Source organism: Kitasatospora brasiliensis (assembly GCF_032654805.1).
GTDB lineage: Bacteria > Actinomycetota > Actinomycetes > Streptomycetales > Streptomycetaceae > Kitasatospora > Kitasatospora brasiliensis.
The window spans coordinates 671,510-695,710 of sequence record NZ_JAUOOW010000005.1; the positions used below are offsets into that span (position 1 = coordinate 671,510).

The window sequence follows — 24,201 nt, forward strand, 5'->3', positions numbered from 1 at the left end:
CTCTACCGGCCAGCCGGCGTTCAGTGCGCACTCCCGGTCGCTGGGGCGTCGGGCCGGGGGTGGTCCCCGCCGCCGAGCTGGTCGACGGCGTGGGCGAGCAGCGGCTCCAGGACGGCCAGGCCGTCCTTGACGCCGCCGGTCGAGCCCGGCAGGTTGACGATCAGGGTACGTCCGGCGAGCCCGGCGAGCCCGCGGGAGAGCGCCGAGGTCGGCACCTTCTCCCGGCCGTACGCGCGGATGGCCTCGGCGATGCCGGGGACCTGGCGGTCGATCACCCGGGCGGTCATCTCGGGGGTGAGGTCCGTCGGCGAGATGCCGGTGCCGCCGGTGGTCAGCACCACGTCGTAGCCGGCCGCGACGGCCTCGCGCAGCACGGCCTCCACCGGCTCGCCGTCCGGGACGACCCGGGGGCCGTCCGCGGTGAAGCCCATCGCGGTCAGGCCGGCCACCAGCAGCGGGCCGCCCTTGTCCTCGTACACCCCGGCCGAGGCCCGGTTGGAGACGGTGACGGCCAGCGCCCTCCCGGCCGGCGTCTGCCTCCCGCTCACGCGTCCACCCCCGGGGCGAACCAGTCGCCGCTCTTGCCGCCGGTCTTGGTCAGCACCCGGACGGACTCGATCGTGGCGCCCTTGTCCACCGCCTTGACCATGTCGATGACGGTCAGCCCGGCCACCGCCACGGCGGTCAGCGCCTCCATCTCGACACCGGTGCGGTCGGCGGTCCTCACGGTGGCGGTGATCTCGACCGCGTCGTCCGCGACGGCGAGGTCGACCTTGACGCCGGAGACCGCGATCGGGTGGCAGAGCGGGATCAGGTCGGGGGTCTTCTTGGCGCCCATGATCCCGGCGATCCGGGCCACCGCGAGGGCGTCGCCCTTGGGCACGCCCTCGCCGCGCAGCAGCTCGACCACCTGCGGGGACACCCGCACCCGGCCGGCCGCCACGGCGGTGCGCGCCGTGGTGGCCTTCTCGGAGACGTCGACCATCCGGGCCGCGCCCTGGTCGTCGATGTGGGTGAGGCGGTCGCCGGGGGGAGGTGTCGTCACGGGTAACTCCAGGGGCGCGCAGGTCGAATACCGCGCTACCGTACCCTCCTGTCACTCGCCCGCTCGCCTCCGGGCGCCCGGGACCCGCCGCCGACGGTCGGCGCTCCGTCGCTCCTTCGTCACTCCGTCGCTTCTCCCTTTCGGCGGCGGAGCGCCCTTCGGCTCGGGGCGGCTCGCTGGAGGTTCACGAGTCCAGCAACACCACGTCCACCTCGCTGCCGGCGGGCAGTGCGGTGACGTCCTCGGGGACGGTGATCAGGCAGTTCGCCCGGGCCAGCGCGCCGACCAGGTGCGATCCGGCGCCGCCCACCGGCTCGACCGTGCCGTCCGCCGCCGAGTACCGGCCGCGCAGGAACTGGCGGCGGCCGGCCGGGGAGCGCAGCGCCGCCGGGCAGAGCGCGCGGACGACCGGGCGGTGCACGTCGGCGGCGCCGAGCATGGTGCGGATGACCGGGCGGACGAAGAGCTCGAAGGAGATGTACGCGCTCACCGGGTTGCCCGGCAGGGCGAGCAGCGGCACCCCGGCCGCGCCGCCGATCCGGCCGAAGCCCTGCGGCTTGCCGGGCTGCATCCGCAGCTTGCGGAAGTCGACGCCCCCGTAGGACCCGAAGACCTCCTTGACCACGTCGTACGCGCCGACGCTGACCCCGCCGCTGGTGACGATCAGGTCGGCCCGGCCGAGCTGGTCCTCCAGGACGGCGCGCAGCCGGTCGGCGTCGTCCGGGACGGCGCCGACCCGGTAGGCGATGGCGCCGGCCTCCTGGGCGGCCGCGGTGAGGGTGAAGCTGTTGGAGTCGGCGATCTGCCCGGGGCCGACCGGCTCGCCGGGCTGGACCAGCTCGCTGCCGGTGGACAGCACCACGACCCTCGGACGCGGGCGGACCTTCACGGTGGCCCGCCCGATCGCGGCGACCAGGCCGAGCTGGGCGGGGCCGAGCCGGGTGCCGGCCTCCAGAACCTTGGTGCCGGCCGCGACGTCGCTGCCCCGGCGGCGGATGTGCGCGCCCTCGGCGACCGGGCGCAGGACGCGGACCTCCTCGTCCGGGACGGGCGGGGTCATCGCGGCGGCGGCCACCCCGGTGCCGGTGCCGCCGTCGGTCCACTCGACCGGGGCGACCGCCAGGGCGCCGGGCGGCATCGGGGCGCCGGTCATGATCCGGGCGGCCTGGCCGGGGCCGACCTTGGGCAGCTCACCGGCGCCGGCGGCGATGTCGCCGACCACCGAGAGCACCGACGGGTAGGTGTCGGTGGCGCCCTCGGTATCGGCGGTGCGGACCGCGTAGCCGTCCATCGAGCTGTTGTCGAAGGGCGGCAGGTCGCCGTCGGCGATCACGTCCTCGTCGAGCCGGCAGCCCTGGGCGTCGAGCAGCCGGAGCTCGATCGCGGGCAGCGGTCCGACCGCGGCCAGCACGTCGGCGAGGTGCTCGTCCACCGTCCACAGGCGCCCGGCCGCCGGGGCCGGGTCCGCTCCGGCGTCGCAGCAGGCGCTGGGCGTGGTGCTGTGCTCGGTGGACCCGGTCATCGGCGGCTCGCTCTCTGTCGTGTCAGTCCTGCATCTCGGTGCCGACGAACTCCCGCAGCCAGGAGCGGAACTCCGGGCCCAGGTCCTCGCGTTCGGCGGCCAGTCGGACGATAGCGCGCAGGTAGTCGGCGCGGTCGCCGGTGTCGTAGCGGCGGCCCTTGAAGAGCACGCCGTGCACCTGGCCGCCGTCCGCCGCCTCGCGGGTGGTCAGCTCGCGCAGGGCGTCGGTGAGCTGGATCTCGCCGCCGCGGCCGGGCGGGGTCTCCCGCAGCACGTCGAAGACCAGCGGGTCGAGGACGTAGCGGCCGATCACGGCGTAGTTGGACGGGGCCTCGCCGGGCTCGGGCTTCTCGACCAGGTCGGTCACCTGGAAGACGTCCTCGCCGAAGCCGTTCGCCTTGACGGCGGCGCAGCCGTAGAGGTGGATCTGGGCCGGGTCGACCTCCATGAGGGCGACGACCGAGCCGCCGAGCTCCTGCTGCACCTCGATCATCCGGGAGAGCAGCGGGTCGCGCGGGTCGATCAGGTCGTCACCGAGCAGGACGGCGAAGGGCTGGCCGGCGACGTGCTGCTCGGCGACCGAGACGGCGTGGCCGAGGCCCTTGGGGTCGCCCTGGCGGACGTAGTGCATGTTGGCCAGCTCGACGGACTCGCGGACCCGGGCCAGGCGCTGCTCGTCGCCCTTGCGGACCAGCAGCTCCTCCAGCTCGTACGCGCGGTCGAAGTGGTCTTCCAGGGCCCGCTTGTTGCGCCCGGTGACCATCAGTATGTCGGAGAGGCCGGCCGCGGAGGCCTCCTCGACGACGTACTGGATCGCCGGCTTGTCGACGACCGGGAGCATCTCCTTCGGGGTGGCCTTGGTCGCCGGGAGGAAGCGGGTGCCCAGTCCGGCCGCGGGTACCACGGCCTTGGTTACCGGAACTCGGGAGTTGGTCGTCGTCATGCGTTTACCTTACTCAGGCACGTTTTCGCCCGACCGAGCGCCGGGGGACGGCTAGGACAGCACGTCGCGGGGCCCGGCCGCAGTGGCGGCCGTATGGGTCGCGACCGGCTGGTCGAGGGGGTTCCGGCCGGCACAGGCCGACAGACTACCGGGCTTTCCCGAACGGCCGGGTTCGGCGTCAGGACGGCCGCCGGGGCCCTGGGCGGCCTGCTCGGAGCGGTCGGTTCGGGGGCGTTCCGACTCCCCGGGGCGTTCGACGGAGAGCCGCCAGCAGTCGCCGCCGGCCGCCCGGGCCGCGGCGAGCGCGGTGTCGGCGGCGCGCAACAGGACGGCGGCGTGGGTGCCGTCCTCGGGCAGGACGGCGATGCCGCAGGCGGCGGTGAGGCCGTTGCCTGCGGCGGGGCGGGACTCGCGCGGGCCGGAGGACCAGTCCAGCAGCAGGTGCCGTCGGACCGACCAGACCAGCCGCTCGGCGACCTGGGCGGCGCCCTCCACGCCGGTGTCCGGCAGCACGACCAGGAAGTCCTCGCCGCCGTAACGGCCGAGGGTGTCGGCCCGGCGGATCTCCATCGCCAGCCGCTGGGCGAGGTCGCGCAGCACCGCGCCCGCCCGGGCCCGGCCGTGCTCGGCGACGACCGCGTCGAAGCCGTTGATGGCGAGCATCAGCACGGCCAGCGGGCGCGGCCCTTCGGCCTGCTCGGTGTGCTCGGCCCGGCGGGCCCGTTCGATCTCCCGGTCCAGGGTGAGCTGGAGGTGGCGGTAGTTCCACACCCCGGTGAGCGGGTCGCAGGAGGCGGTGCGCTCCAGTTCGGCGCACTGCTCCTCCAGCTCGGCGATCCGCCCGCGCAGCAGCTCGGCCCCGGCGGTGGCCCCGGCCCGCTCCCGCCGTCCGCGCAGTCCGAGGACGGTGGCGCCGGCCAGTGCGGGGACGCTCAGGGCGGCCAGGGACTGGACCAGCAGCGGGGTGGTCAATGGGGGGCGCCCTTTCGCGTGTCAGGCTCTGCGCGTCGACGGTGCGGAGCCAGGAGGACCGGATGCACGACGATCGGACGCACAGCGATCGAATGGACAACGAGAAGAGCGGCCTGAGGACACGGCTGCTGGCGGAACGCCGCGCGCTGACCGCCGAGCAGCGGGCCGCGACGGCCGACGCGCTGGCCGGGCACGCCGGGGAGCTGGCCGGCCCGGGTGCCACGGTGGCCGCGTACGTCTCGGTGGGCGCCGAGCCCGGGACGCGGCCACTGCTGGACGCGCTGCGGGCGCGCGGGGTGCGGGTGCTGCTGCCGGTGCTGCTGGCGGACAACGACCTGGACTGGGCCGAGTACGCGGGCCCCGACGCGCTGGCCCCGGCCGGGCGCGGGCTGCTGGAGCCGGTCGGCCCCCGGCTCGGGCCGCAGGCGGTGACGGAGGCCGCCGTGGTGCTGCTGCCGGGCCTGGCGGTGGACGGCTCCGGGCTGCGGCTGGGCCGGGGCGGCGGCAGCTACGACCGGGTGCTGGAGCGGCTGGCCCGGGCGGGCGCCCGGCCGGTGCTGGCGGTGCTGCTGTACGAGCACGAGCTGCTGGAGCGGGTGCCCGCCGAGCCGCACGACCGGCCGGTGGACCTCGCGGTGCTGCCCTCGGGGGTGCGCGGGCTCGGCTGAACGCGGCAGCGGCCCCGCTCCCCTCGGAGGGGAACGGGGCCGCCGGCTGCCAGGCCGTACCGGGGTCAGCCGGTGGTGAGCACCAGCTTGTGCTTGGTGGCCTTCTCGACCGCGTCCGGGGAGTAGGCCCAGGTCAGCAGCTTGCCCTTGAGCCAGACCTCGGTCTGGTCGTTGTAGTTGTCGTGGAAGGCGTGGCCGGAGGCGCCGCCGACGTTGACCCAGCGCGAGGCGTCGAGGTCGTTCAGGTCGACCACCATGCGCATCGACGGGATCCAGTCCACCTGGTAGCCGGCCGCCGCGTTCCAGCCGGCCGCGTCGACCGCCGCCGAGCCGCCGGAGAGCCGGTACGGGCCGCGGTTGAGCAGCTTGTGCACCGCGCCGGAGGCGATCGAGGAGTCGTCCGTGCCGAGGGTCTGCTCACGCAGCTCCAGCTTGTGCAGCCGGCCCCAGCTCCAGGTGGAGACGTCCTTGCTGAGCAGCGAGGTCAGCTCCTGGCGGGCGTTCTTCATCGCCTCCTGGAGCAGGTTGTCCAGGCCCTTCTGCTCCTTGTGCTGGTCGTCGATGTACGTCCACCACGCGCTGTCGGGCTTCTCCAGCTGCTGGCGCACCACCTCGGTCCAGCGGTCGCCGCCGTCCGGCTGGGCCTTGCCCGGGTCGCGGGTGCCGCACTCGGTGACGATCTTGGTGGCGCTGTCCGGCTTGGTCGGGTCGTCCTGCTGGCGGACCAGCAGGCAGTTGTCCTTGGCCCGCAGGTCGGCCGGGAACTTCTGGCCGAAGGCCAGGATCAGCAGCTGGCGCCAGACGCCGTTGTAGTACGCGGCGGCGGCGGAGTCGGCGTCCTGGTGGAAGTTCCAGTCCTTCAGCAGGTCCTGGGCCTCGCGCACGTACGGGTCGCTGACCGGCTGCTTGAGCAGCAGCGGGACCAGCGTCTTGGCCATCACGCTGGTGTTGTCCAGCTGGAGGGTCTGCATGTCGTCCGGCGAGATCTTGCCGTTGTTCTTGAGCAGGCCCTCGATCTGGTCGGTGATCTCCTTGGCCCGGGTGCCGTACTCCCAGTCCTTGGTCAGGTTGTACTTGTAGCTCGGGTCCACCACGGCCTGGTTGGCGGTGACGATGTAGCCGGCCGAGGGGTTGAGGCTCCACGGCAGGGCGTTGAAGGGGATCGGGTCCTTCCACTGGTAGGTGGAGTCCCAGCCCGGCGCGGGGAGGGTGCCGTCGCCCTTGCCGCGGACCGGGATGGCGCCCGGGGCCTGGTAGCCGATGTTCTTGGCGTCGGCGTAGATCAGGTTCTGCGCGGGGACGGTGAAGTCCTTGGCGGCGTTGCGGAACTCGTCCCAGTTCTTCGCCTTGTCCAGCTCGAAGACGGCGTCCATGGTCTTGCCGGGGCTGAGCGCCGTCCACTGGAGGGCGACGCCGTAGCCGCCGGTGCCGCGGTCGGGGGCGGAGGTGCCGTTGGGGGCGTACTTGCCGACGTTCTGCTGCTCGGTGCTCTGGTCGGAGATGAGCGGGGCGCCGGTCTTGGTGGTGCGGACGGTGATGGTGCGGTCCTCGCCGCCGGCGACCTTGATGGTCTCCTTGCGGAGCTCGAACTTCTCGTCCTTGCCGTCCACCTGGTAGGTGTCCGGGCCGGTGACCTTCTCCAGGAAGAGGTCGGTGACGTCGGCGCCGAGGTTGGTGAAGCCCCAGGCGATGTCCTTGTTGTGGCCGATCACCACGCCGGGCATGCCCGCGAAGGTGAAGCCGGAGACGTCGAACTGGCAGGCCGGGGAGGTGGTCCGGCAGTGCAGGCCCATCTGGTACCAGACCGAGGGCAGGCCGGGGCCGAGGTGCGGGTCGTTGGCCAGCAGCGGCTTGCCGGTGGTGGTGTGCGAGCCGGCCACCACCCAGGAGTTGGAGCCGATGCCCTGGCCGGGGCGGCCGAGCAGCTGCGGCATCCCGTCGATCCGGTCGGTCAGCCCCTGGAGCATCGCCTTGGTGGTGGCCGCGCCCTGCGCGGTGGCGGTGCCGGGGGCCGCGCCGGGCTGCGGGGAGCCGTCGGCGGGGCGGTAGCTGTCGCCCGCCACGGTGCCGGTCTTCACGATGGTGCCGTTGCGGGCGTACGGGTAGTCCGGGTACAGCTCGGCGATCTTGTCCGGGCCGAAGTCCTGGGCCAGCAGCGAGCGGTCGATCTCCTCCTGGAGGTTCCCGGAGAGGTTCCAGGCCATCGCCTTGAGCCAGGCCACCGAGTCGACCGGGGTCCACTGCTCGGGCTGGTAGCCGCCGTTGACGACGCCGAGCAGCGAGTACTCCAGCGAGGCCTTGGAGCCGCCGGGGTGCTCGGAGAGCCAGGCGTTCACGCCGTCCGAGTAGGCCTGGAGGTACTTCTTGGTCTCCGGCGACAGCTTGGTGTCGAACTCCTTCTGCGCCACCTGCCGCCAGCCCATGGTGCGGATGAAGGCGTCGTTGTCGACCTGGCTGTCGCCGAACATCTCGGAGAGCCGGCCGGCGGTGATGTGCCGGCGGACGTCCATCTCCCAGAAACGGTCCTGCGCCTGGACGTAACCCTGGGCGCGGAACAGGTCCTCGGCGGTGTCGGCGTACAGCTGCGGGATGCCGTTGGCGTCCCGCTTGACGTCGACGGGCGCGGTCAGGCCCGCCACCTTGACGCTGCCGTCGACCTCCGGGAAGGAGGCGCGGACCGCGGAGACCCCGCGGTAGCCGCCGTAGCCGGCGCCGGCCACCAGCAGCACGACCAGCACGATCACGATCAGACGGGCGCGCCGGAACTTCTTCGAGCGGGGCATCTGGGTCCTTGCGGTCCTGACTTCGGGGCGGGCGGGGCGTGTCCAGGGCCTGCGACCCCGGCAGGGCACCACATTAGGCCGAGACGGCCGGGCACCGTGAACGGGGGACCAAGCTAAAGATATGGCAAAATGTTAGACTGCGTAACGATCCACAAGGAGAGTATTGACGCCTTCTTAACGCGTCGGCCTTTCGACGGGCCGGCCCTTCGACGGATCAGCCTCTCGACGGATCAGCCCACAGCACCACCAGACACCCCGCCCGCCCCCGCCTGCCCGAGGTGCCCCTGCGTGAACGTCTCCCACCTGAACCAGCTCCTCCTTGAGTCCTCCGTGATCCTGCTGTTCGCGGTGGGTGCCGTCCGCCTCTCCACCCGATCAGGGCTGCCCAGCCTGCTGATCTATCTGGGGATCGGCGTGGCACTGGGCCAGAACGGGCTCGGCGTCACCTTCAACAACGCCGAGCTCACCCAGGTGCTCGGCTACGCGGCGCTCGTGGTGATCCTGGCCGAGGGCGGCCTCAAGACCAGCTGGCGCGAGATCAAGCCGGTGATGCCGGCCGCGACCGTGCTCGCCACCGTCGGCGTCGGCGTCAGCGTCTTCGCCACCGCCGCCGGCGCGCACTGGCTGGTCGGCCTGGACTGGCGGACCTCACTGCTGCTGGGCGCCATCGTCTCCTCGACCGACGCGGCCGCCGTCTTCTCGGTGCTGCGGATGGTCCCGCTGCCGCACCGGCTCACCGGCCTGCTGGAGGCCGAGTCCGGCTTCAACGACGCGCCCGTGGTCATCCTGGTCGTCGCCTTCGCCACCACCGGGGAGCTGGACTCCTGGTACGTACTGCTCGGCACGATCCTCGCCGAGCTGGCGATCGGCGCGGTGATAGGCCTCGCCGTCGGCAAGATAGGCGCCTACGGGCTCAAGCACGTCGCGCTGCCCTCCTCGGGCCTCTACCCGATCGCCGTGATGGCGCTCACCGTGCTCGCGTACGCCGGCGGCGCCCTGCTGCACGGCTCCGGCTTCCTCGCCGTCTACATCTGCGCGGTGGTGCTCGGGAACTCCAAGCTGCCGCACGGCCCGGCCGTCCGGGGCTTCGCCGACGGGCTGGCCTGGATCGGACAGATCGGCATGTTCGTGCTGCTCGGCCTGCTCGTCACGCCCGAGAGCATGGGCGACGCGGTGGTGCCCGCGCTGGTCATCGGCGGGGTGCTGGTCTTCCTGGCCCGGCCGCTGTCGGTGATGGTCTCGCTGACCCCGTTCAAGGTGCCGCCCCGCGAGCAGGCGCTGCTGAGCTGGGCCGGGCTGCGCGGGGCGGTGCCCATCGTGCTGGCCACCATCCCGGTGGTGTCCGGCGCCCACAAGGCCGAGGACGTCTTCAACATCGTCTTCATCCTGGTCGTCGTCTTCACCCTGCTCCAGGGGCCGACCCTGCCGTGGGTGGCCAAGCGGCTGAAGATCGGCGAGGGCGCGATGGGCCAGGACCTGGACATCGAGTCCGCGCCGCTGGAGAAGCTGCACGGGCACCTGCTGTCGATCGCGATCTCCCCCACCTCGCGGATGTCGGGCGTGGAGGTCAGCGAGCTGCGGCTGCCCAAGGGGGCGGCGGTCACCCTGGTGGTGCGCGAGGGGAGCTCCTTCGTACCGGACAAGGCGACGGTGCTGCGCGGCGGGGACGAGCTGCTGGTGGTCACCACGGACGAGGTCGGCGAGGCCGCGGAGCGACGACTGCGGGCCGTGGACAAGGGCGGCAAGCTCGCCGGGTGGCTGAACGGGCGGTGACGGCGTGACGCCGGGGTCCGGCGGGGTTCTCCTCCCCGCCGGGCCCTTTCGCTATCTACGCGCGTAACCGCATGCTGGTCGCCCCCTGTATGCTGGTCCGAAATACCGTATGACCACCGCTAGACCACCCCAGCATCTGCCTGAAGCAGAGTTGGCGCGACCGCTCGGCGGCCGCGGTCCGGCCCCCGGCGAGCACGCCGGACCGACCCGGTATCTACCCCGGTCGACGCGCGAGAGGACGACTCTCGGCGCCGTCGGGGCTCCACCATGCCCTGCCGCGCTACCAGGCAGCAGGAAGGACCGACCGTGACGGCGCGCCGAACGGTCGACACCGCCGCGGACTCCGCGGTCGACACCATCGCAGCTCCGGCCCTTGAGGCTGCCCGTACGGCTCCGGCCCCCGAGGCCACCGGTACGGCTCCGGCCCCCGCCCGCGTCGGGTACGGCGAGCTGCTGCGCACGCCGGGGGCGTGGACGTTCCTCGCCCCCGCCCTCGTCGCGCGGCTGCCCTACGCGATGCTCAGCATGGGCATCCTGCTGCTCGTCACCCAGACCCACGGCTCGTACGGCACCGCCGGTACGGTCACCGCGGTCGCCGCCGTCGCCCAGGCCCTGATCGGGCCGCAGACCGGGCGGCTCGCCGACCGCTACGGCCAGGCCGCGGTGCTCGTCCCGACCGTCCTGGTGCACGCCGTCTCGGTCGGCACGCTGATCGCGCTGGCCCTCGGCCACGCGCCGGTCTGGAGCCTGTGCCTGGCGGCCGTCCCGGCCGGGGCCAGCGTGCCGCAGGTCGGTGCGATGGTCCGGGCCCGCTGGGTGGCCACGTTCTCCGCGGACGGCGCCTCCGACACCACCGCGGCCCGGGTGGGCACCGCGTTCGCCTTCGAGTCCGTGACGGACGAGTTCACCTTCGTGATCGGCCCGATCCTGGCCTCCGGCATCGCCGCCCTCGTCAACCCGGCCACTGCCCTGGTCGCCGAGGCCTCGCTGACCCTGGTCGGCGGCCTGGCCTTCGCCGCCCAGCGGCGCACCGCCCCGGCCCGGATCGTGCCGCAGCCCGGCACCAAGCGCGCCTCCGCGCTCGCCTCCCCCGGCGTCCGGCTGCTGGCCGGGGCCTTCCTCGGGGTCGGCTCGGTGTTCGGCGGCATGCAGGTCTCGGTGAACGCCTTCGCGGACGAGGTCGGGCAGCACGCGGCCGGCGGCACCGTGTACGGGATCTTCGCCGGCGGCTCGATGCTGGCCGGCGTGCTGTACGGCGTGATCGCCTGGCGGCGGTCGGTGCAGCAGCGGATGCTGATCAGCTACGCGCTGCTGGTGCTGGGCTGCTCGACGCTGTGGGCGATGCCCAACCTGATCGCGCTGACCGTCGCCGGGCTGGTCTGCGGGCTGGCCATCGCGCCGACCCTGATCAGCGGCTACACCCTGGTCGAGACGCTGGTCGCGGACGGGGCCAAGACCGAGGCCTTCACCTGGCTGACCGGCGCGATCGGGCTGGGGCTGGCGGTCGGCTCGATGGCGGCGGGCCGGCTGATCGACGGGCACGGGCCCTCGACCGGGTTCCTGGTGCCGGTGGTCGGCGCCGGGCTGGGGCTGGTCGCGCTGGTCTCGCTGCGGCACCTGCTGGCGGCGCCTCGGGCCGGCTCCGGTTCGGGCGCCGGTTCCGTGGCGCGCGGTGGCGTGGAGCCACTGGTCGGCGCGGCCAACGGCTGAGCGGAAGGCTCCGCGACGGCCGGTCCCGGCCCATCTCACACCGGAGTCGCTGGACTGATCCCGCGGAATACCGCATCATTGACCATCGTTAGCACTCATCAGGCGAGAGTGCCAGGAGGAAGACAAGTGCCCACGTACCAGTACCAGTGCACCGAGTGCGGCCACGGCCTGGAGGCGGTGCAGAAGTTCACCGACGAGGCGCTGACCACGTGCCCCGACTGCCAGGGACGGCTCCGCAAGGTCTTCTCGGCCGTGGGCGTCGTGTTCAAGGGCTCCGGCTTCTACCGGACCGACAGCCGCTCCTCCTCCAGCAGCTCGGTGGGCGCCGGGTCGTCGTCGACCTCTTCGACGCCGTCCTCCTCGTCCACCACCTCGACGTCGTCGGGCTCCGGCTCCTCGGCCTCGTCCAGCCCGGCTCCGGCCGCGAGCTGACGTCGGCGCCGGGCAGCGTCCCGGCGCTCCGCAGACCACGGGAAGGCCCGTCGGCCCCGCTTTCGCGCGGGGGCGGCGGGCCTTTCCGCATGCCCGCCGGGGGTCGATGGGTGGTGCCTGCCGGGGGGGCGGCCACGAGGCCTGCCGTCAACTCGAACAGGCCGGAGCAACTCCTGCGGGTGTACGAAGTTATCCACAGGGCCGAGTTGTCCACAGGCCTGGGGAAAGGGCTTTCCGAGTTCGCCGGGAACGCCCATCGTGGGGGTCATCCGGTCCACGAGGGGCCGGGTCGCCGACACCTCGGAGGTCCTCGATGACGGCCGTGAGCTTCTCCCTCCCCCTGCCCGCGCCCACCGTGCCGCCCACCCAGGAGCTGCCGAGCTTCCCCCCGATCCGGCGAGGCTGCGGCGGGTGGCACCGCTGGCGCAGTGCGGTGCGGCGGCGGGCCGGGGCGCCCGCGCTGGTGCTGCTCGCGGTGGCGGCGGCGCTGGCACTGGGGCCGGCGCGGGCCGGGCTGCCGCCGCCCTCGGGGGGCGCGCTGGGCCGGACGGGTTGTCAGTCCGGGCCTGCGGAAGATCACCCGTAACCGGAATGCGCCTTCGTCGTTCGAGGCGGCATGAAGGGCTTCAAGGAATTCCTGCTGCGTGGAAATGTCGTCGAACTCGCCGTGGCCGTGGTCATCGGCGCGGCTTTCACCAACATCGTCAACGCCTTCGTCAAGGGCGTGATCAATCCGATCGTCGGCGCGTTCGGGCCGAAGGACCTCGCGACCTACAGCTCCTGCCTCAAGGGGCCCTGCGGGGTCAGCCCGACCGGTGAGGTCACGTCCGGAATCCTCATCCTGTGGGGGTCGGTGCTCAGCGCCGCGCTCCAGTTCCTGATCACCGCGGCCGTCGTCTACTTCGCCCTGATCCTGCCCATGAACAGGCTGGCCGCGCACCGCAAGACCGTCGCCGAGGAGGCGGCGGAGGCCGAGGCCAAGGAGGTCCAACTGCTGACCGAGATCCGCGACGCGCTCGTCGCGCCGCTGCGCTGACCGACGGGCGCCATCCGTCCCGTCCCCAGCACCGTCCCCGTTCCCGTCCCTCAGTCCCCGTGGTGCGGCGGGCGCTGGCTCAGGTACCAGTCCAGCCCCCGCCCACCGCTCTCCCCCGCCCCGGGGCGCTCGCCCCAGCCGGAGTCGGTGTCGTCCTTGGACTGCTGGTCGAACGGGTCCCGGAAGACCAGCCGGGCCTTGGCGGCCGCGTCCTTCCGCGGCTCCCGCGCCTGGCCCCGGTCCTGCCCCTGGTCCTGGTCCTGCCCCTGTCCCTGCTCACTCACGCTGTCCACTCCGTCCGCTCGTCCCTTCTCCTCCAGCTCCTCCAGCCTAAGAGCCCCGGGGCACGCCTCGGGCCCCGGTGCGGAGCGTTCCGCGCCGGGGCCCGTGTGAGGGGCTCGGCCGCTGGGCCGGCAAGGCTCGGCCTGGCTGTCAGGCGGCCTCGAAGCCCGCGTGGTCGGCGATCTTCTTCAGCTCGGCCAGCGCGTGCTTCTCGATCTGGCGGATCCGCTCACGGGTGAGGCCGTGCTGCTTGCCCACCTCGGTGAGGGTGCGCTCGCGGCCGTCCTCCATCCCGTAGCGGGAGCGGATGATCGAGGCCGTGCGGTCGTCCAACCGCCCGATCAGGTCGTCCAGCTCCTCGCGGCGGAGCATGACCATCACGGCGTCCTCGGGGGACGTGGCCCCGGTGTCCTCGACGAGGTCCCCGAACTGGGTCTCACCCTCGTCGTCCACCGACATGTTGAGGCTGACCGGGTCGCGCGCCCAGTCCAGCACGTCCTTGATCCGGGCCTCGGTGGTGTCCAGCTCGGCCGCGATCTCGGCCGGCTCCGCCTCGCGGCCCAGCTCCTTGGACTTCTCCCGCTGCACCCGCCGGATCCGCCCCAGCTCCTCCACCAGGTGCACGGGCAGCCGGATGGTGCGGGACTGGTCGGCGATGGACCGGGTGATCGCCTGCCGGATCCACCACGTCGCGTACGTGGAGAACTTGAAGCCCTTGGCGTAGTCGAACTTCTCGACGGCGCGCACCAGGCCCGCGTTGCCCTCCTGGATGAGGTCCAGCAGGGGCAGGCCGCTGCGCGGGTAGCGCCGGGCGACGGCAACGACGAGCCGGAGGTTGGAGCGGATGAAGACGTCCTTGGCGCGCTCGGCGTCGGCGGCTATCGCCTCCAGCTCCTCGCGCGTGACGCCGTCGGGAAGTCCGCCCTCCTCCTCCAGCAGGTGCTGGGCGTACACGCCGGCCTCGATCCGCAGGGAGAGCTCGACCTCCTCGGCAGCATCGAGCAGGGGTGTCCTGGCGATCTCGTCGAGGTACATGCCGACCAGGTCGCGGTCGGCTTCGAGATTGGTCGGGCGGGCCGCGCGACTCCGGTCGGCCCTGTCGCGAACGACGGCACGGGTGGCCATGCTTGCTCCCTTTGCTGGTGTTGCCGAGGTCTGCCTGCCTGCCCCGCGAGGGCAAGAAATGCGGGCCCCTGGGGGCTCACACGTAACGATCCAACGACCAGATTCCGGACAACATTCCCAAGTCGCTCAGATTCTTCCCGGCGATGCAGTATCCTGCCGAATTTCACCGCACTTTCGGACAGTCCGTGACCGACCGGGCACATCTCGTGCCGACGGGCGACCGCCCGGGGAGCGTCTTCTTCACTCGACCCACACGCGCTCGCCGCCCATCCGTTGAACCCGCGAAGGGCCCCGGACGTTCCCCCGACGCCCGCCCGTCGCCCGCGTCCGCACCCCGACGTACGCAGGTCCTCCTCACAAACGATGCGAAATCGCTATCACTGCGGCTCTTGCTCGGCGCGGGACACTGGGAAGGTGTCAGCCATGCACCTGACCAACAGCACGACCATCGTCACTGCGCGTCATCGCAGTCTCCTTCGGGACGCCGCGCTCGCGCTGGGCTGTGCCGCGCTGTTCGGCCTCCTGGCAAGCCTGGTCACCGGCCACTGGCTCCCGCTGACCCGCTTCGACCAGGAGTGGATCGGCGAACTGCACCTCTACGCCCGGGACCACCGGGCCTGGACCGCCGCGGTGCAGACCCTCTCGGACATCGGCGGCACCGTCACGATGCGTACGCTGCTCGGGATCGCCGCCGGGTGGCTCTGGCTGATCGGCGCCCGGGTGCTGGCCGGCTGGGTGGCCGCCCAGACCCTGGTCGGCTGGGGCGCCCAATGGGCGCTGAAGCTGGCCTTCGACCGCGGCCGCCCCTCCTTCACCGATCCGGTCTCGCACGCCGGCGGCCCGGCCTTCCCCTCCGGGCACGCCATGGCCTCGGCGATCACCTGCGCCGTCCTGGTCGGCCTGCTCTGGTACCGGGTCCACCGGCGCGGCCGGACCGCCGCCTGCCTGGTGGCGGCCGCGACCGTGCTCACCATCGGCTGGACCCGGGTCGCCCTCGGGGTGCACTGGCCCAGCGACGTCCTGGCCGGCTGGCTGGCCGCCGGGATGGTGCTGGGCTCCGTGACCGCCGCGATCCAGCTGTGGCGCCCCGGCGCCCTCGCCCGGGACGTACGGCGGGTCAACTGGCGTACCAGGCCCCGGGTCCAGCGGGTCATCGTGTCGGGCGGCCGGACCGACGAGACCGTCCACTGAGCCGTTCCCGGCCGCCGTTTCCCGGCCCCCGTTTCCCGGCCCCGTTCCCCGGCTCCGCTAGCGTGACGGCCATGTCCGACACCCCTGCCGCCGCGCCCGCCGATCACCCCGAGCGCCCGCTGCGGATCGCCACCGTCCAGGCCCAGGCCGTGGCCGGCGACATCCCCGCCAACGCCGCCCAGGCCGCCGGGCTGATCCGCGAGGCAGCCCGGGCCGGCGCCCGCCTGGTGCTGTTCGCGGAGAAGTTCCTCTCCGGCTACGAGCCCGAGCTGATCAGCACCGACCCCGTCAAGTACGCCGTCCGGCCGGGCGATCCGCGCCTCGCGCCGATCGCCGAGGCCTGCCGCGAGACCGGCACCGCCGCGATCCTCGGCGCCGCCGTCCAGGACGGCGACGACCTGCGCATCTCCGCCCTCGTCCTCGGCCCGGACGGCGGCCTCGTCACCCGCTACGACAAGCAGCACCCGACCAGGACCGAACGCGACCACTACCGCCCCGGAACGGCCGGCTGCACGGTGGAGCTGGACGGCTGGCGGCTCGGACTCGGCATCTGCTACGACTCCGGCTTCCCCGAGCACGCCCGGGCCGCCGCCCTCGACGGCTGCCACGCCTACCTGGTCGGCGCGCTGTTCAGCATGGGCCACGGCCACCACGAGTCCCGCACCTGGTTCCCGGCCCGCGCGCTCGACAACACCTTCTACACGGTGCTCGCCAACCACATCGGCCACACCGGCGGCTGGCACGCCTGCGGCGGCAGCGCGGTCTGGGGCCCGGACGGCCGGCTGATCGCCGAGGCGAGCGAGGACCGGCGCGAACTCGTCATCGCCGACCTCGACCCCGCCCTCCTGCGCAGCACCCGCGAGACCGAACCCCTCCTCGCCGACCTCGCCCTCACCATCGGCCGACCCGCCACCCCGCGAACCCGTTCCACCCTGTCCTGAGCCCGTCGGCGGGGCCGCCCCCACGGGCCGAGAGCACGGCGGCGTGGGGGCGGGCGGGTCGCAGCCCGAGACCCGCCTCCCGAGACGGCCACACACGGCCCTCGGGGCCGCCTCACCTGGCCTGATCACCGCGGCTGCCCCACCCCGGCCCCAGGCGGCACCCGCGCGCCCGAGCCCCTGCTCTCCGCACAGCCGCGCACGCCCCGACCCGATCCACCCCGACCTGAGCAGGCCCCGGCCCGGGACGCACCGACGGCAGACCCGGCCGGGATGCCGGCACCGCCACCGCCCCGGTATGCCGGCGGCCCGGGACGCCTTGATGGGCAGGCGGAGCGGAACGGCCGGGCCCAGCGGCACCCGCGAGCCCGCGCCCGTCCCCGCCGCCCGGCCGCCCGGCTCGGCCCCCGCCCCGACCGCAGGGCGGGTCAGGATGCCCGCATCGCCGTTACTGCGCTCATTCGGCCCACGCGGCGGGCGGGGAGGACGGCGGCCGCGAGGCCGACCAGGACGGTGAGGGCCAGGGCGGCCAGGACGGGGAGCAGGGGCGGGGCGCCGACGGTGCCGATGGTGGAGGTGATGGAGCGGGCGGCGACCCAGCCGTAGGAGACGCCGAGGGCGGTACCGACCAGGGCGGCGGCGAGGGAGAGCAGCAGGGCCTCCAGGGTGAGCATCCGGCGCAGTTGTTCGCGGGACATGCCGATCGCGCGGAGCATGCCGATCTCGCGGGAGCGTTCGCTGATGCTGAGCATCAGGGTGGCGGCGACGCCGAGGCCAGCGATGGCGACGGAGAAGGACAGCAGCGCCATGCTGACGGTCGTCAGCCGGTCGAGCAGGGAGCGCAGGGTGTCCGCCTGGGCGGCGGTGTCGGTGACGGTCAGCTGCGGGTGGTCGGCGAGGGCGCGGTCCAGGGCGCGGCGGGCGGCGGGGCGGTCTTCGCCCGCAGTCGGGCTGATCCAGGCCGTGGTGACGGGCGCGCCGGGGGCGAGGCGGTCCAGGGTGGCGGGGGTCACCAGCAGGGTGGCCCCGCTCTGGAGGGTGAACGGCAGGCTGCTGCGGCCGGGTTGGAGCCGCAGTTCGACGCCGCCGGCCCGGTGCGCTCCGGTCTCGCCGAGTCCGCTGAGCGCGGCGCCGTCGCCGAGCGAGCGGGCCCGGTCCACGTCGTCCGTCGAGGAGTTGAGCCGGGCGGGGTCGACGGCGGCGACCACGGTGGGTCGGCCGTCGAGGTCGACGGTGGCCGAACGGACCGGGGTGACGGTCAGCCCGTGGTCGAGGGCCAGGGCGTCGAGGGCCCCGGCGGGCAGCGGGCCGCCGCCGACGGTGGCCGCGGCGAAGACCCCGGGCTGGCGCGCGGACACCACCGGGACCAGCGAGCGGGAGGTGATGTCCAGCGCGGTGACCGCGCCGATCATCACGGTCACGCCGAGCAGCAGTGCCGAGCCGGTGGCGCCGGTGCGGCCCGGGTTGAGCCGCAGCTGCTGGGTGGCGAGCCGCCCTGCCGTGCCGCCGAGCCTGCGGGCGGGCCGGCCCAGTACGGCGACGACCGCGGGCAGCACCCGGTGGGCGAGCCGCAGCACCCCAAAGAAGTTGGCGATGGCGCCGACGGTGACGGCGAGCAGCGACAGCGGCGGCGGGGTCATCGCCCCGGCCGCCAGCAGCGCCGTACCCGAGACCAGCAGCGCGCCGGTCCACACCGCGGCCCGCACCCGGGCCGCCCCGACGGTCGGCGCCGGCGTGCCGCCGAGCGCGGCGACGGGCGGCACGGCGGCGGCGGCCTTCGCCGGTCCGCGGACGGCCAGCAGGGTCAGCAGTACCCCGAACAGTCCGGCCAGCAGGCAGGTCAGCGGGGAGGGCAGCAGCGACAGGTGCACCGGCCCGAGGTCGAGTCCGTCGAGCACGGCCGTGCCGAGCCCGCAGAGGGCGACCCCGAGCAGGACGCCCGCGAGGGAGGCGCCCAGCCCGAGCAGCAGCCCCTGGCGGCGGATCAGTCGGCGCAGCTGCTGCCGGTCGGCGCCGACGCAGCGCAGCAGGGCGAGTTGGCGGGTGCGCTGGGCCAGCACCACGGTGAAGGTGTTGCCGACCACCATCCGCGCCACCGCGAGCGCGATCAGGACGAAGGAGAGCGCGGCGACCAGGACGACGCCGTACATGGTGTTGCTCTGCCGGGTCGCCTCGGTGACGGAGGCCGCGTGGGTGTGCACCTCGACGCCGCCGCCGAGGGCGGTCCGCAGGGCGTCGACGGTACGGGTCGGGGTGGTGTCCGGGGCGACCCTGACGTCGAGTCGGTCGGTGGTGACACCGGTCGCGTAGGCGGCGACGGCACTCGCCGGTACGCCGACGATCGGGACCCCGGCGAGGCTCGGTGCGCCCCGCTCGTCCAGGGTGCCCACCAGTCGGGCGGTGGCGGCGCTGCCGTCGGCCTTGGCCAGGTGCACCTCGGCGCCGACGGCGGCGCCGAGGCGGTCCGCCGTCCCGGTGTCGAGCAGCACCTCGCCGGGTCCGGTCGGCCAGTGGCCGTCCTTGAGCAACTGCCAGCGCAGCGCCGGGTCCTCGGCGACGGCGCTGACCGCGGCGGTCCGGTCGAGCGGCCGCCCGTCGGCGGTCAGCACGCCGCCCTTGCCGATCAGCCGCGGGGCCACCGCGGCCACTCCGGCGGTCTGCCGCGCCCGCTCCACGGCGGCCGTGTCCAGCCCGCCGGCCCCGGCCCCGGTCGCGGCCGCAGCTGAAGAGGCCGAGGCCTTCCCGGTCACCTGGATGTCGGCGGGGCCGACCTCGGCGGCCGCGGTCTGGCTGTACGAGTCCACCAGCGCCCCGCTGCCGCTGACGGAGGCGATCAGGAAGGCCACCCCCAGCGCGATCGCGGCGCCGCTCAGGAGCAGTTGGCGCAGCTGTCCGCGCAGCTCGGCCACGGTGTATCGGTACGTCGTCATCGGTCCCCGGCTCGTCCGCCCTGACCGGCGAACGATGCTCCGGCAGGGGTCTCGTCGAGCCTAGGAGCGGGGTGGCCGCGGGCCGTCAGCACAAGGTCGGCTTCGTGATCACCCCGTGGGCGGACGACCGCCCACCGCCGTCTCCTCCCCCGGAGGTACGCCGCCCCTGAGGCGCCCGCCCCGGCCGGGGAGCGACCCGGGCCGGGAAACGGCGCAGGCCCCCGCCCGGGTGGGCGGGGGCCTGCGACCTGCGTGTTCGTTGTGCCCCAGACAGGAATCGAACCTGCGACACCGGCTTTAGGAGAGCCGTGCTCTATCCCCTGAGCTACTGAGGCGCGGCCCGGGTGGTACCAGGCCGTTCACAGCGTACCGGATCGGGGGTGGGGCTCGGCGGGATGGCCGGAACGCGGGTGGCCGACGGGGCGTCAGGGCGGGTCAAGTAGCCTGCCGGGCAGGGTGGGGGATCTCGCCACCGGCACGCCGCGGCTAAGGAGACGAAGGACCTGATGAGACCTGCTGTGCGCCCGGTGGACCGGCTGCTGGGGCCGGTGTGGGTGTGGCCCGCGGTGGTCATGCTGGCGGTGGGCGGGTACCGGCTGGGGACGCCGGACCTGTGGCGGGACGAGATCGCGACGGCGACGGTGGCCACCCGTTCGCTCGGTGACCTGCTGCGACTGCTCCAGCACGTGGACGCCAGCAACGGCGCGTACTACCTGCTGATGCACGGGTGGACGGCGGTGTTCGGCGACTCCGCGATATCCCTGCGAATACCCTCCGTGCTGGCGATGGCGGCCGCGGCCGCGTTCGTGGCGCTCACCGCCCGGCGGCTGTTCGGCGGCCGGGCGGCGGCGGTCGGCGCCGGGCTGCTGTTCGCGGTGCCCCCGCAGATCGCCCGGTACGCCCAGGAGGCCCGCTCCTACGCGCTGGTGACCTGCGCGGTCGCGGCGGCCGCGTACTTCCTGCTGCGGGCGTTGGAGCGGCCGAGCCGGCGGCGCTGGGCGCCGTACTGCGTGGCCATGGTGCTGGCCGGCGCCGGGCACCTGATCTCCTTCAGTACGGTCGTCGGGCAGGTGGCGCTCCTGGCCCTGCACCTGTGGCGCACCCGGGCGCAGGCCGACCGGCGGCTGCTGTGGCAGTACCCGCTGGCGGTCGTGGTGGCGGTGCTGCCGGTGCTGCCGGTGGTGCTGCTGGGCAGTCGGCAGTCGGACCGGCAGCTGGGGTGGATACCGGTCCCCTCGATGCGCGGCCTCGCCCGCTTCGGCGAGCACCTGTTCGGCTCCGACCAGGTCTTCTACGCCTTCGCCCTGCTGGCGCTCCTGGCCCTGGCGCTGCCCGGCCGGCGCTTCCAGGCCTGGCAGGTGCTGCTGCTCGCGGAGCTGCCGGTGGTGGCCGTCTGGCTGGTGTCGCGGCTGAGCGACACCTCCTACTTCATCGAGCGGTACCTGCTGTTCACGGTGCCCGCCTGGGCGGTGCTGGCCGGCGGCGGCGCCGGGGCGGTGTACGGCGCGGTCGCGGCCCTGGCCCGGCGCCTCGCCGTCCGGCCCCGGCAGGCCGTCGTCCTGGCCGGCCTGCTGTCCGTCGCGCTGCTCGCCCTGCCGGCCGTGGCGGCGCTGCCGAAGCAGGCTTCGGTGCGGTACGTGGGTGCGCACAACGGCTCGGAGGAGCCGTTCAAGGCGGCGGCCCGCGAGATATCCGCCGGCTACCGCTCCGGGGACGGGATGGCGGCGCCGTTGGGCGACCAGTCCTGGGCGATGGCCTGGCCGGGCGTCAGCTACTACCTGTCCTCGGACGTCCGCCCCTTCCCGGTCTTCGTCGCGCAGAGCGCCGACGACGCCGAGGACCTCTCGCCGGTGCCCTGCGCGCAGCCGGGGAGCTGCCTGGGCGGGGCGTCCCGGATATGGCTGGTGGTCCTCGGCGACACCCTGGACCCGCTGGCCGAGATGCCGACCGACCAGGCGCAGGTGCTCCGCGACCAGTACGGCGACCCGGACCGGGTGACGCCGCTCGGCGGGCTCACCCTCGCGCTGCTCGACCGGGACACGTAGACCCGAGGACAGGACGAAGGAGGGGAGCCGGTCCGGGACCGGCTCCCCTCCTTCGTCGTGTCACTACCTCAGCGGCTCACAGCGTGCGCAGCAGCCGGGACTGGATGGACGGCGGCTTCAGGTCCGACTGGAGGGCCACCGGCACCTCCACCTTGGCTTCGCCCGTGCCGACCCGCAGCACGCCGACCTCCTTGCCGGCCACCTCGTTGTGGGCGAGCTTCTGGGCGTCCAGGGTGACCGTGCCGGAGATGCCGGGGAAGCCCGCCACCACCAGGTCCTTGGTCGCGACGACCTGGACCTTGCCGCCGAGCCCGTTGTCCACCGAACCGACGACGTCGCCCTTCTTCACCACGGTCTGACCGGTCACGCCGTCCTGCGCGGCCTGGATCTGCTTGCCGCTGACCTTCAGCACGGTCGGCAGGATGCCGTCGCCGGGGTTCGGCCCGGTGGCCTGCTGGCCCAGGGTGACGCCGAGGATCAGCCGCTTCACGCCACCGATCTCCTTGTACGCGGCCCACATCAGGCAGCCGCCGGCCGGGGTGCTGGAGCCGGTCTTGACGCCGATGACGCCGGTCTTCGGGTTGATCAGGTTGTTGGTGTTGGGGATCTTCACGTTGTTGAAGTTGGTCTCCGGGGTGGAGACGATCTGCCGGAAGATCTCGTCCTGCATGACCTGCTCGGCCAGCTTCAGCTGGTCCTTGGCGGTGGACTTGGTGTCCGCGTTGAAGCCCGCCGGGTCGGCGTAGATGGTGTTGGCCATGCCGAACTTGGCCGCGGTGTCGTTCATCTGCTTGACGAACTCGCCCTCGGAGCCGGAGTGGAAGCGGGCGAGCAGCCGGGCCACGTTGTTGGCCGAGGGCAGCATCAGCAGCTCCAGGGCCTGGTACTCGGTGAGCACCTGGCCCTCGGTGAGCGTCACCTTGGACTCGTCGACGTTGCCGGACTCCTGCGCGGCCTGCTTGTCGACGGTGATCTTCGGGCCGCTCTCCCCCTTCTTCAGCGGGAACTTCTGGAGGATCAGGTAGGCGTTCATCACCTTGGTGACGCTGGCGATCGGGGCCGGCACCTCCTGGCCCGAGCTGCCCAGGCTGCCGACGCCGACCACCTCGGCGGCGGACTGGCCCTTGGTCGGCCAGGCGAGGTCGAGCGGGTCGCCGGAGAAGTTGAAGCCGCTCGCGGCGGTCATCTTCAGCTTGGGGTCCGGCAGCGGGCGCAGCAGCTGGGCGACCGCGAGCGCGCCGAGCACCACGGCGAGGAAGACCGTCCAGATGGTCACCCGCTTGAGGGCGCGCTGCAGCGGCGAGACCGGGCGGGCGTTGAGGGTGGCCAGGACCTCCATCGCCTCGGCGGTGTTCTCCGGCGAGGGCAGCGGCTCCGGGGCGGGCAGCGGCGCGGGCTTGGGCAGCGGCGGGACCGGCGGCACCGGCCGCGGGTCGGGCTCCGGCAGCGGCTTCGGGGCCGGCGCGGGGACGGGCTTGGGCGTCGGCTTCGGCAGCGGCGCCGGGCCGGGGGTCGGCTCGGGCTCCGGGACGGGCTTGGGCTTCGGCTCCGGCACGGTGCCGGCCGGGGGGACGGCACCGGCCGCGGAAGCGGCGGAGGCGCGCAGCGGCGCGGGCTTCTCCAGCTTCTCGGGCTTGGCCGGCACCTCGGGCTTGATCAGCGCCAGGGTCAGTTCGGCGTTGGCGGGAGGGTCGTCGGACTCGGCGTCTTCGGAGTCCTCGGACTTCTCCGCCTTGTCGGACTTCTCCGCCTTGTCGGACTTCTCCGCCTTGTCGGCCTTCTCCGCCTTGTCGGCCTTGTCGGCCTTCTCCGCCGACGCGGCCGCAGGCTTGACGGGCTCCTCGGAGTCGGCCTCGTCGGACGGCTCGGACGACTCGTCCTCCGCCTTCTCCCCGACCTTCTCCGCCACCGCGACACCCGTCCGAATGGCGAGACGCGGGTCATCGCCGACAGGACGCTCGACGGTCTCCGTCACCTCTTCGGACGACGACGAGGCCCCCTCCTTCTCGCCCCCACCTTCGGAACTCCCCTTGGCAGCAGTCTTGACCAGCTCCTCGGGCAGCCGCAGCGCGGTGGTCCGGTTGTCCACCGGAAGCCGCAGCATCGTCGTCTCGCTGTCCACATCCCGGACGCGGAGCTGTACGGTCGAGCCGCCCTTGGCCGCCTTCGCCGGAGCGTCGGCGGACGCCTTCGGGGCCGCCTCGCCGGAGGTCTCGGCAGGGTCGTCCGAGGCGGCGTCCGCAGCGGTCTCAGCAGCCGCCTCGGCCCCGCCCGAGGCGTTCGCCTTGGCCGAACGCGAGGCGGCCTCCTTGGCCGAGCCCGAGGCGTTCGCCTTGGCCGAGCCCGAGGCTGACGCCCCGTCCGCCTTCGAACCGGAGCCGCCCTCGACCGGCTCGGCGGCCTCGGCAGCGGCCTCGGTGGCAGCGTCAGCCGCCGCACCGGTCCGTTCGCGTTCGCGGTCCCGCTGCCGCTCGTCGCCGTCCCTCAGCACCCTGTCGGGGGACTCGCCCACGTATCCCAGCCTCCTCAACGCCCGGCGGGGCACCGGCGAACCCGATTTCGGGAAGCCGACGCCCCGCCCCGTGTACCTGTACAGTCTCCGCCACCGGCGGTCGTTCCGTCCGCGCACACCCCGCCCGACCGGCGCTTATTGTCGGCGCCCGGACGCACCACGGTCTGTTCACAGGTCAGACGCAAGGCCCGTCACCGCCGGTTCCGCGCCTCCACAGCAAGGTCACGATTCGGAGGCGTACTCGACAAGCCCGTGTGAGAGGCGTCACCCTGTCTCTCATCCACGCGGGGAGGC

19 protein-coding genes and 1 tRNA gene are annotated in these 24,201 nt (G+C 73.5%); 9 read left to right on the plus strand and 11 right to left on the minus strand.

Going from position 1 to position 24,201, the window contains the following annotated elements; genetic code table 11:
- Positions 1–20 precede the first annotated feature (20 nt).
- The 5 genes from QWJ13_RS22525 to QWJ13_RS22545 all read right to left on the minus strand — a co-directional run bounded on the left by QWJ13_RS22525 (position 21) and on the right by QWJ13_RS22545 (position 4,482).
- Positions 21–548, minus strand: a complete 528-nt coding sequence (locus QWJ13_RS22525; protein ID WP_316526628.1) for a MogA/MoaB family molybdenum cofactor biosynthesis protein — start codon at positions 546–548, stop codon at positions 21–23.
- On the minus strand, positions 545–985 hold the full coding sequence (moaC, locus tag QWJ13_RS22530) for a cyclic pyranopterin monophosphate synthase MoaC (RefSeq protein ID WP_316526723.1): 441 nt from the start codon (positions 983–985) through the stop codon (positions 545–547). The genes QWJ13_RS22525 and moaC overlap by 4 nt, the downstream gene beginning before the upstream one ends.
- A gap of 244 nt (positions 986–1,229) precedes the next feature.
- The gene (glp, locus tag QWJ13_RS22535) at positions 1,230–2,567 is read right to left on the minus strand and encodes a molybdotransferase-like divisome protein Glp (protein WP_316526629.1); all 1,338 of its coding nucleotides are present in this window, start codon (positions 2,565–2,567) and stop codon (positions 1,230–1,232) included.
- Between the two features lie 22 nt (positions 2,568–2,589).
- Positions 2,590–3,510 (minus strand): UTP--glucose-1-phosphate uridylyltransferase GalU, encoded by a 921-nt coding sequence (gene galU / locus QWJ13_RS22540; RefSeq protein ID WP_316526630.1) that lies wholly within the window; start codon positions 3,508–3,510, stop codon positions 2,590–2,592.
- Positions 3,511–3,561: 51 nt separating this feature from the next.
- Positions 3,562–4,482, minus strand: a complete 921-nt coding sequence (locus tag QWJ13_RS22545; protein WP_316526631.1) for a GGDEF domain-containing protein — start codon at positions 4,480–4,482, stop codon at positions 3,562–3,564.
- Positions 4,483–4,544: 62 nt separating this feature from the next.
- On the opposite strand from QWJ13_RS22545, the gene QWJ13_RS22550 reads away from it, so the two are divergent.
- A complete protein-coding gene (locus tag QWJ13_RS22550; RefSeq protein ID WP_316526632.1) occupies positions 4,545–5,150 on the plus strand; it encodes a 5-formyltetrahydrofolate cyclo-ligase in 606 nt (201 codons plus the stop codon).
- A gap of 65 nt (positions 5,151–5,215) precedes the next feature.
- Here QWJ13_RS22550 and QWJ13_RS22555 read toward each other — a convergent pair whose 3' ends face one another.
- Entirely contained in the window at positions 5,216–7,933 is a 2,718-nt protein-coding gene (locus QWJ13_RS22555) for a penicillin acylase family protein (protein WP_316526634.1), read from the minus strand.
- Positions 7,934–8,221: 288 nt separating this feature from the next.
- Here QWJ13_RS22555 and QWJ13_RS22560 point away from each other — a divergent pair, with 288 nt between their 5' ends.
- From QWJ13_RS22560 to mscL, 5 genes are all read left to right on the plus strand, one after another.
- Positions 8,222–9,706 carry a potassium/proton antiporter gene (locus QWJ13_RS22560; protein ID WP_316526635.1) on the plus strand — a complete coding sequence of 495 codons (1,485 nt, stop codon included), beginning with the start codon at positions 8,222–8,224 and terminating at the stop codon, positions 9,704–9,706.
- Positions 9,707–10,156: 450 nt separating this feature from the next.
- Positions 10,157–11,416: an MFS transporter gene (locus QWJ13_RS22565; protein ID WP_349256228.1), complete on the plus strand. Its 1,260-nt coding sequence runs from the start codon at positions 10,157–10,159 to the stop codon at positions 11,414–11,416.
- Between the two features lie 126 nt (positions 11,417–11,542).
- A complete protein-coding gene (locus tag QWJ13_RS22570; protein WP_316526637.1) occupies positions 11,543–11,848 on the plus strand; it encodes an FmdB family zinc ribbon protein in 306 nt (101 codons plus the stop codon).
- A gap of 313 nt (positions 11,849–12,161) precedes the next feature.
- Complete coding sequence (locus QWJ13_RS22575) at positions 12,162–12,434, plus strand: hypothetical protein (RefSeq protein ID WP_316526639.1); 273 nt, start codon at positions 12,162–12,164, stop codon at positions 12,432–12,434.
- Positions 12,435–12,464: 30 nt separating this feature from the next.
- Positions 12,465–12,884: a large conductance mechanosensitive channel protein MscL gene (mscL, locus tag QWJ13_RS22580; protein ID WP_316526640.1), complete on the plus strand. Its 420-nt coding sequence runs from the start codon at positions 12,465–12,467 to the stop codon at positions 12,882–12,884.
- Between the two features lie 50 nt (positions 12,885–12,934).
- Here mscL and QWJ13_RS22585 read toward each other — a convergent pair whose 3' ends face one another.
- Together QWJ13_RS22585 and QWJ13_RS22590 are read right to left on the minus strand one after the other, a co-directional pair.
- Complete coding sequence (locus QWJ13_RS22585; protein ID WP_316526642.1) at positions 12,935–13,168, minus strand: hypothetical protein; 234 nt, start codon at positions 13,166–13,168, stop codon at positions 12,935–12,937.
- Positions 13,169–13,316: 148 nt separating this feature from the next.
- Complete coding sequence (locus tag QWJ13_RS22590) at positions 13,317–14,291, minus strand: sigma-70 family RNA polymerase sigma factor (protein ID WP_316526644.1); 975 nt, start codon at positions 14,289–14,291, stop codon at positions 13,317–13,319.
- 423 nt (positions 14,292–14,714) lie between these two features.
- On the opposite strand from QWJ13_RS22590, the gene QWJ13_RS22595 reads away from it, so the two are divergent.
- Positions 14,715–15,482 (plus strand): phosphatase PAP2 family protein, encoded by a 768-nt coding sequence (locus QWJ13_RS22595; RefSeq protein ID WP_316526645.1) that lies wholly within the window; start codon positions 14,715–14,717, stop codon positions 15,480–15,482.
- 71 nt (positions 15,483–15,553) lie between these two features.
- Positions 15,554–16,423 (plus strand): carbon-nitrogen hydrolase family protein, encoded by an 870-nt coding sequence (locus tag QWJ13_RS22600; protein WP_316526646.1) that lies wholly within the window; start codon positions 15,554–15,556, stop codon positions 16,421–16,423.
- A 425-nt stretch (positions 16,424–16,848) separates the two neighbouring features.
- Here the strand turns inward: QWJ13_RS22600 and QWJ13_RS22605 are convergent, their stop codons facing one another.
- Positions 16,849–19,350 carry an FtsX-like permease family protein gene (locus tag QWJ13_RS22605; protein ID WP_316526647.1) on the minus strand — a complete coding sequence of 834 codons (2,502 nt, stop codon included), beginning with the start codon at positions 19,348–19,350 and terminating at the stop codon, positions 16,849–16,851.
- A gap of 262 nt (positions 19,351–19,612) precedes the next feature.
- Positions 19,613–19,685: transfer RNA gene (locus tag QWJ13_RS22610), tRNA-Arg, on the minus strand.
- Between the two features lie 171 nt (positions 19,686–19,856).
- Between QWJ13_RS22610 and QWJ13_RS22615 the strand changes: the two genes are divergently transcribed.
- Positions 19,857–21,395: a glycosyltransferase family 39 protein gene (locus QWJ13_RS22615; protein ID WP_316526648.1), complete on the plus strand. Its 1,539-nt coding sequence runs from the start codon at positions 19,857–19,859 to the stop codon at positions 21,393–21,395.
- Positions 21,396–21,471: 76 nt separating this feature from the next.
- On the opposite strand, the gene QWJ13_RS22620 is transcribed toward QWJ13_RS22615, so the two are convergent.
- Positions 21,472–23,907 carry a D-alanyl-D-alanine carboxypeptidase family protein gene (locus QWJ13_RS22620; protein WP_316526649.1) on the minus strand — a complete coding sequence of 812 codons (2,436 nt, stop codon included), beginning with the start codon at positions 23,905–23,907 and terminating at the stop codon, positions 21,472–21,474.
- Positions 23,908–24,201 lie beyond the last annotated feature (294 nt).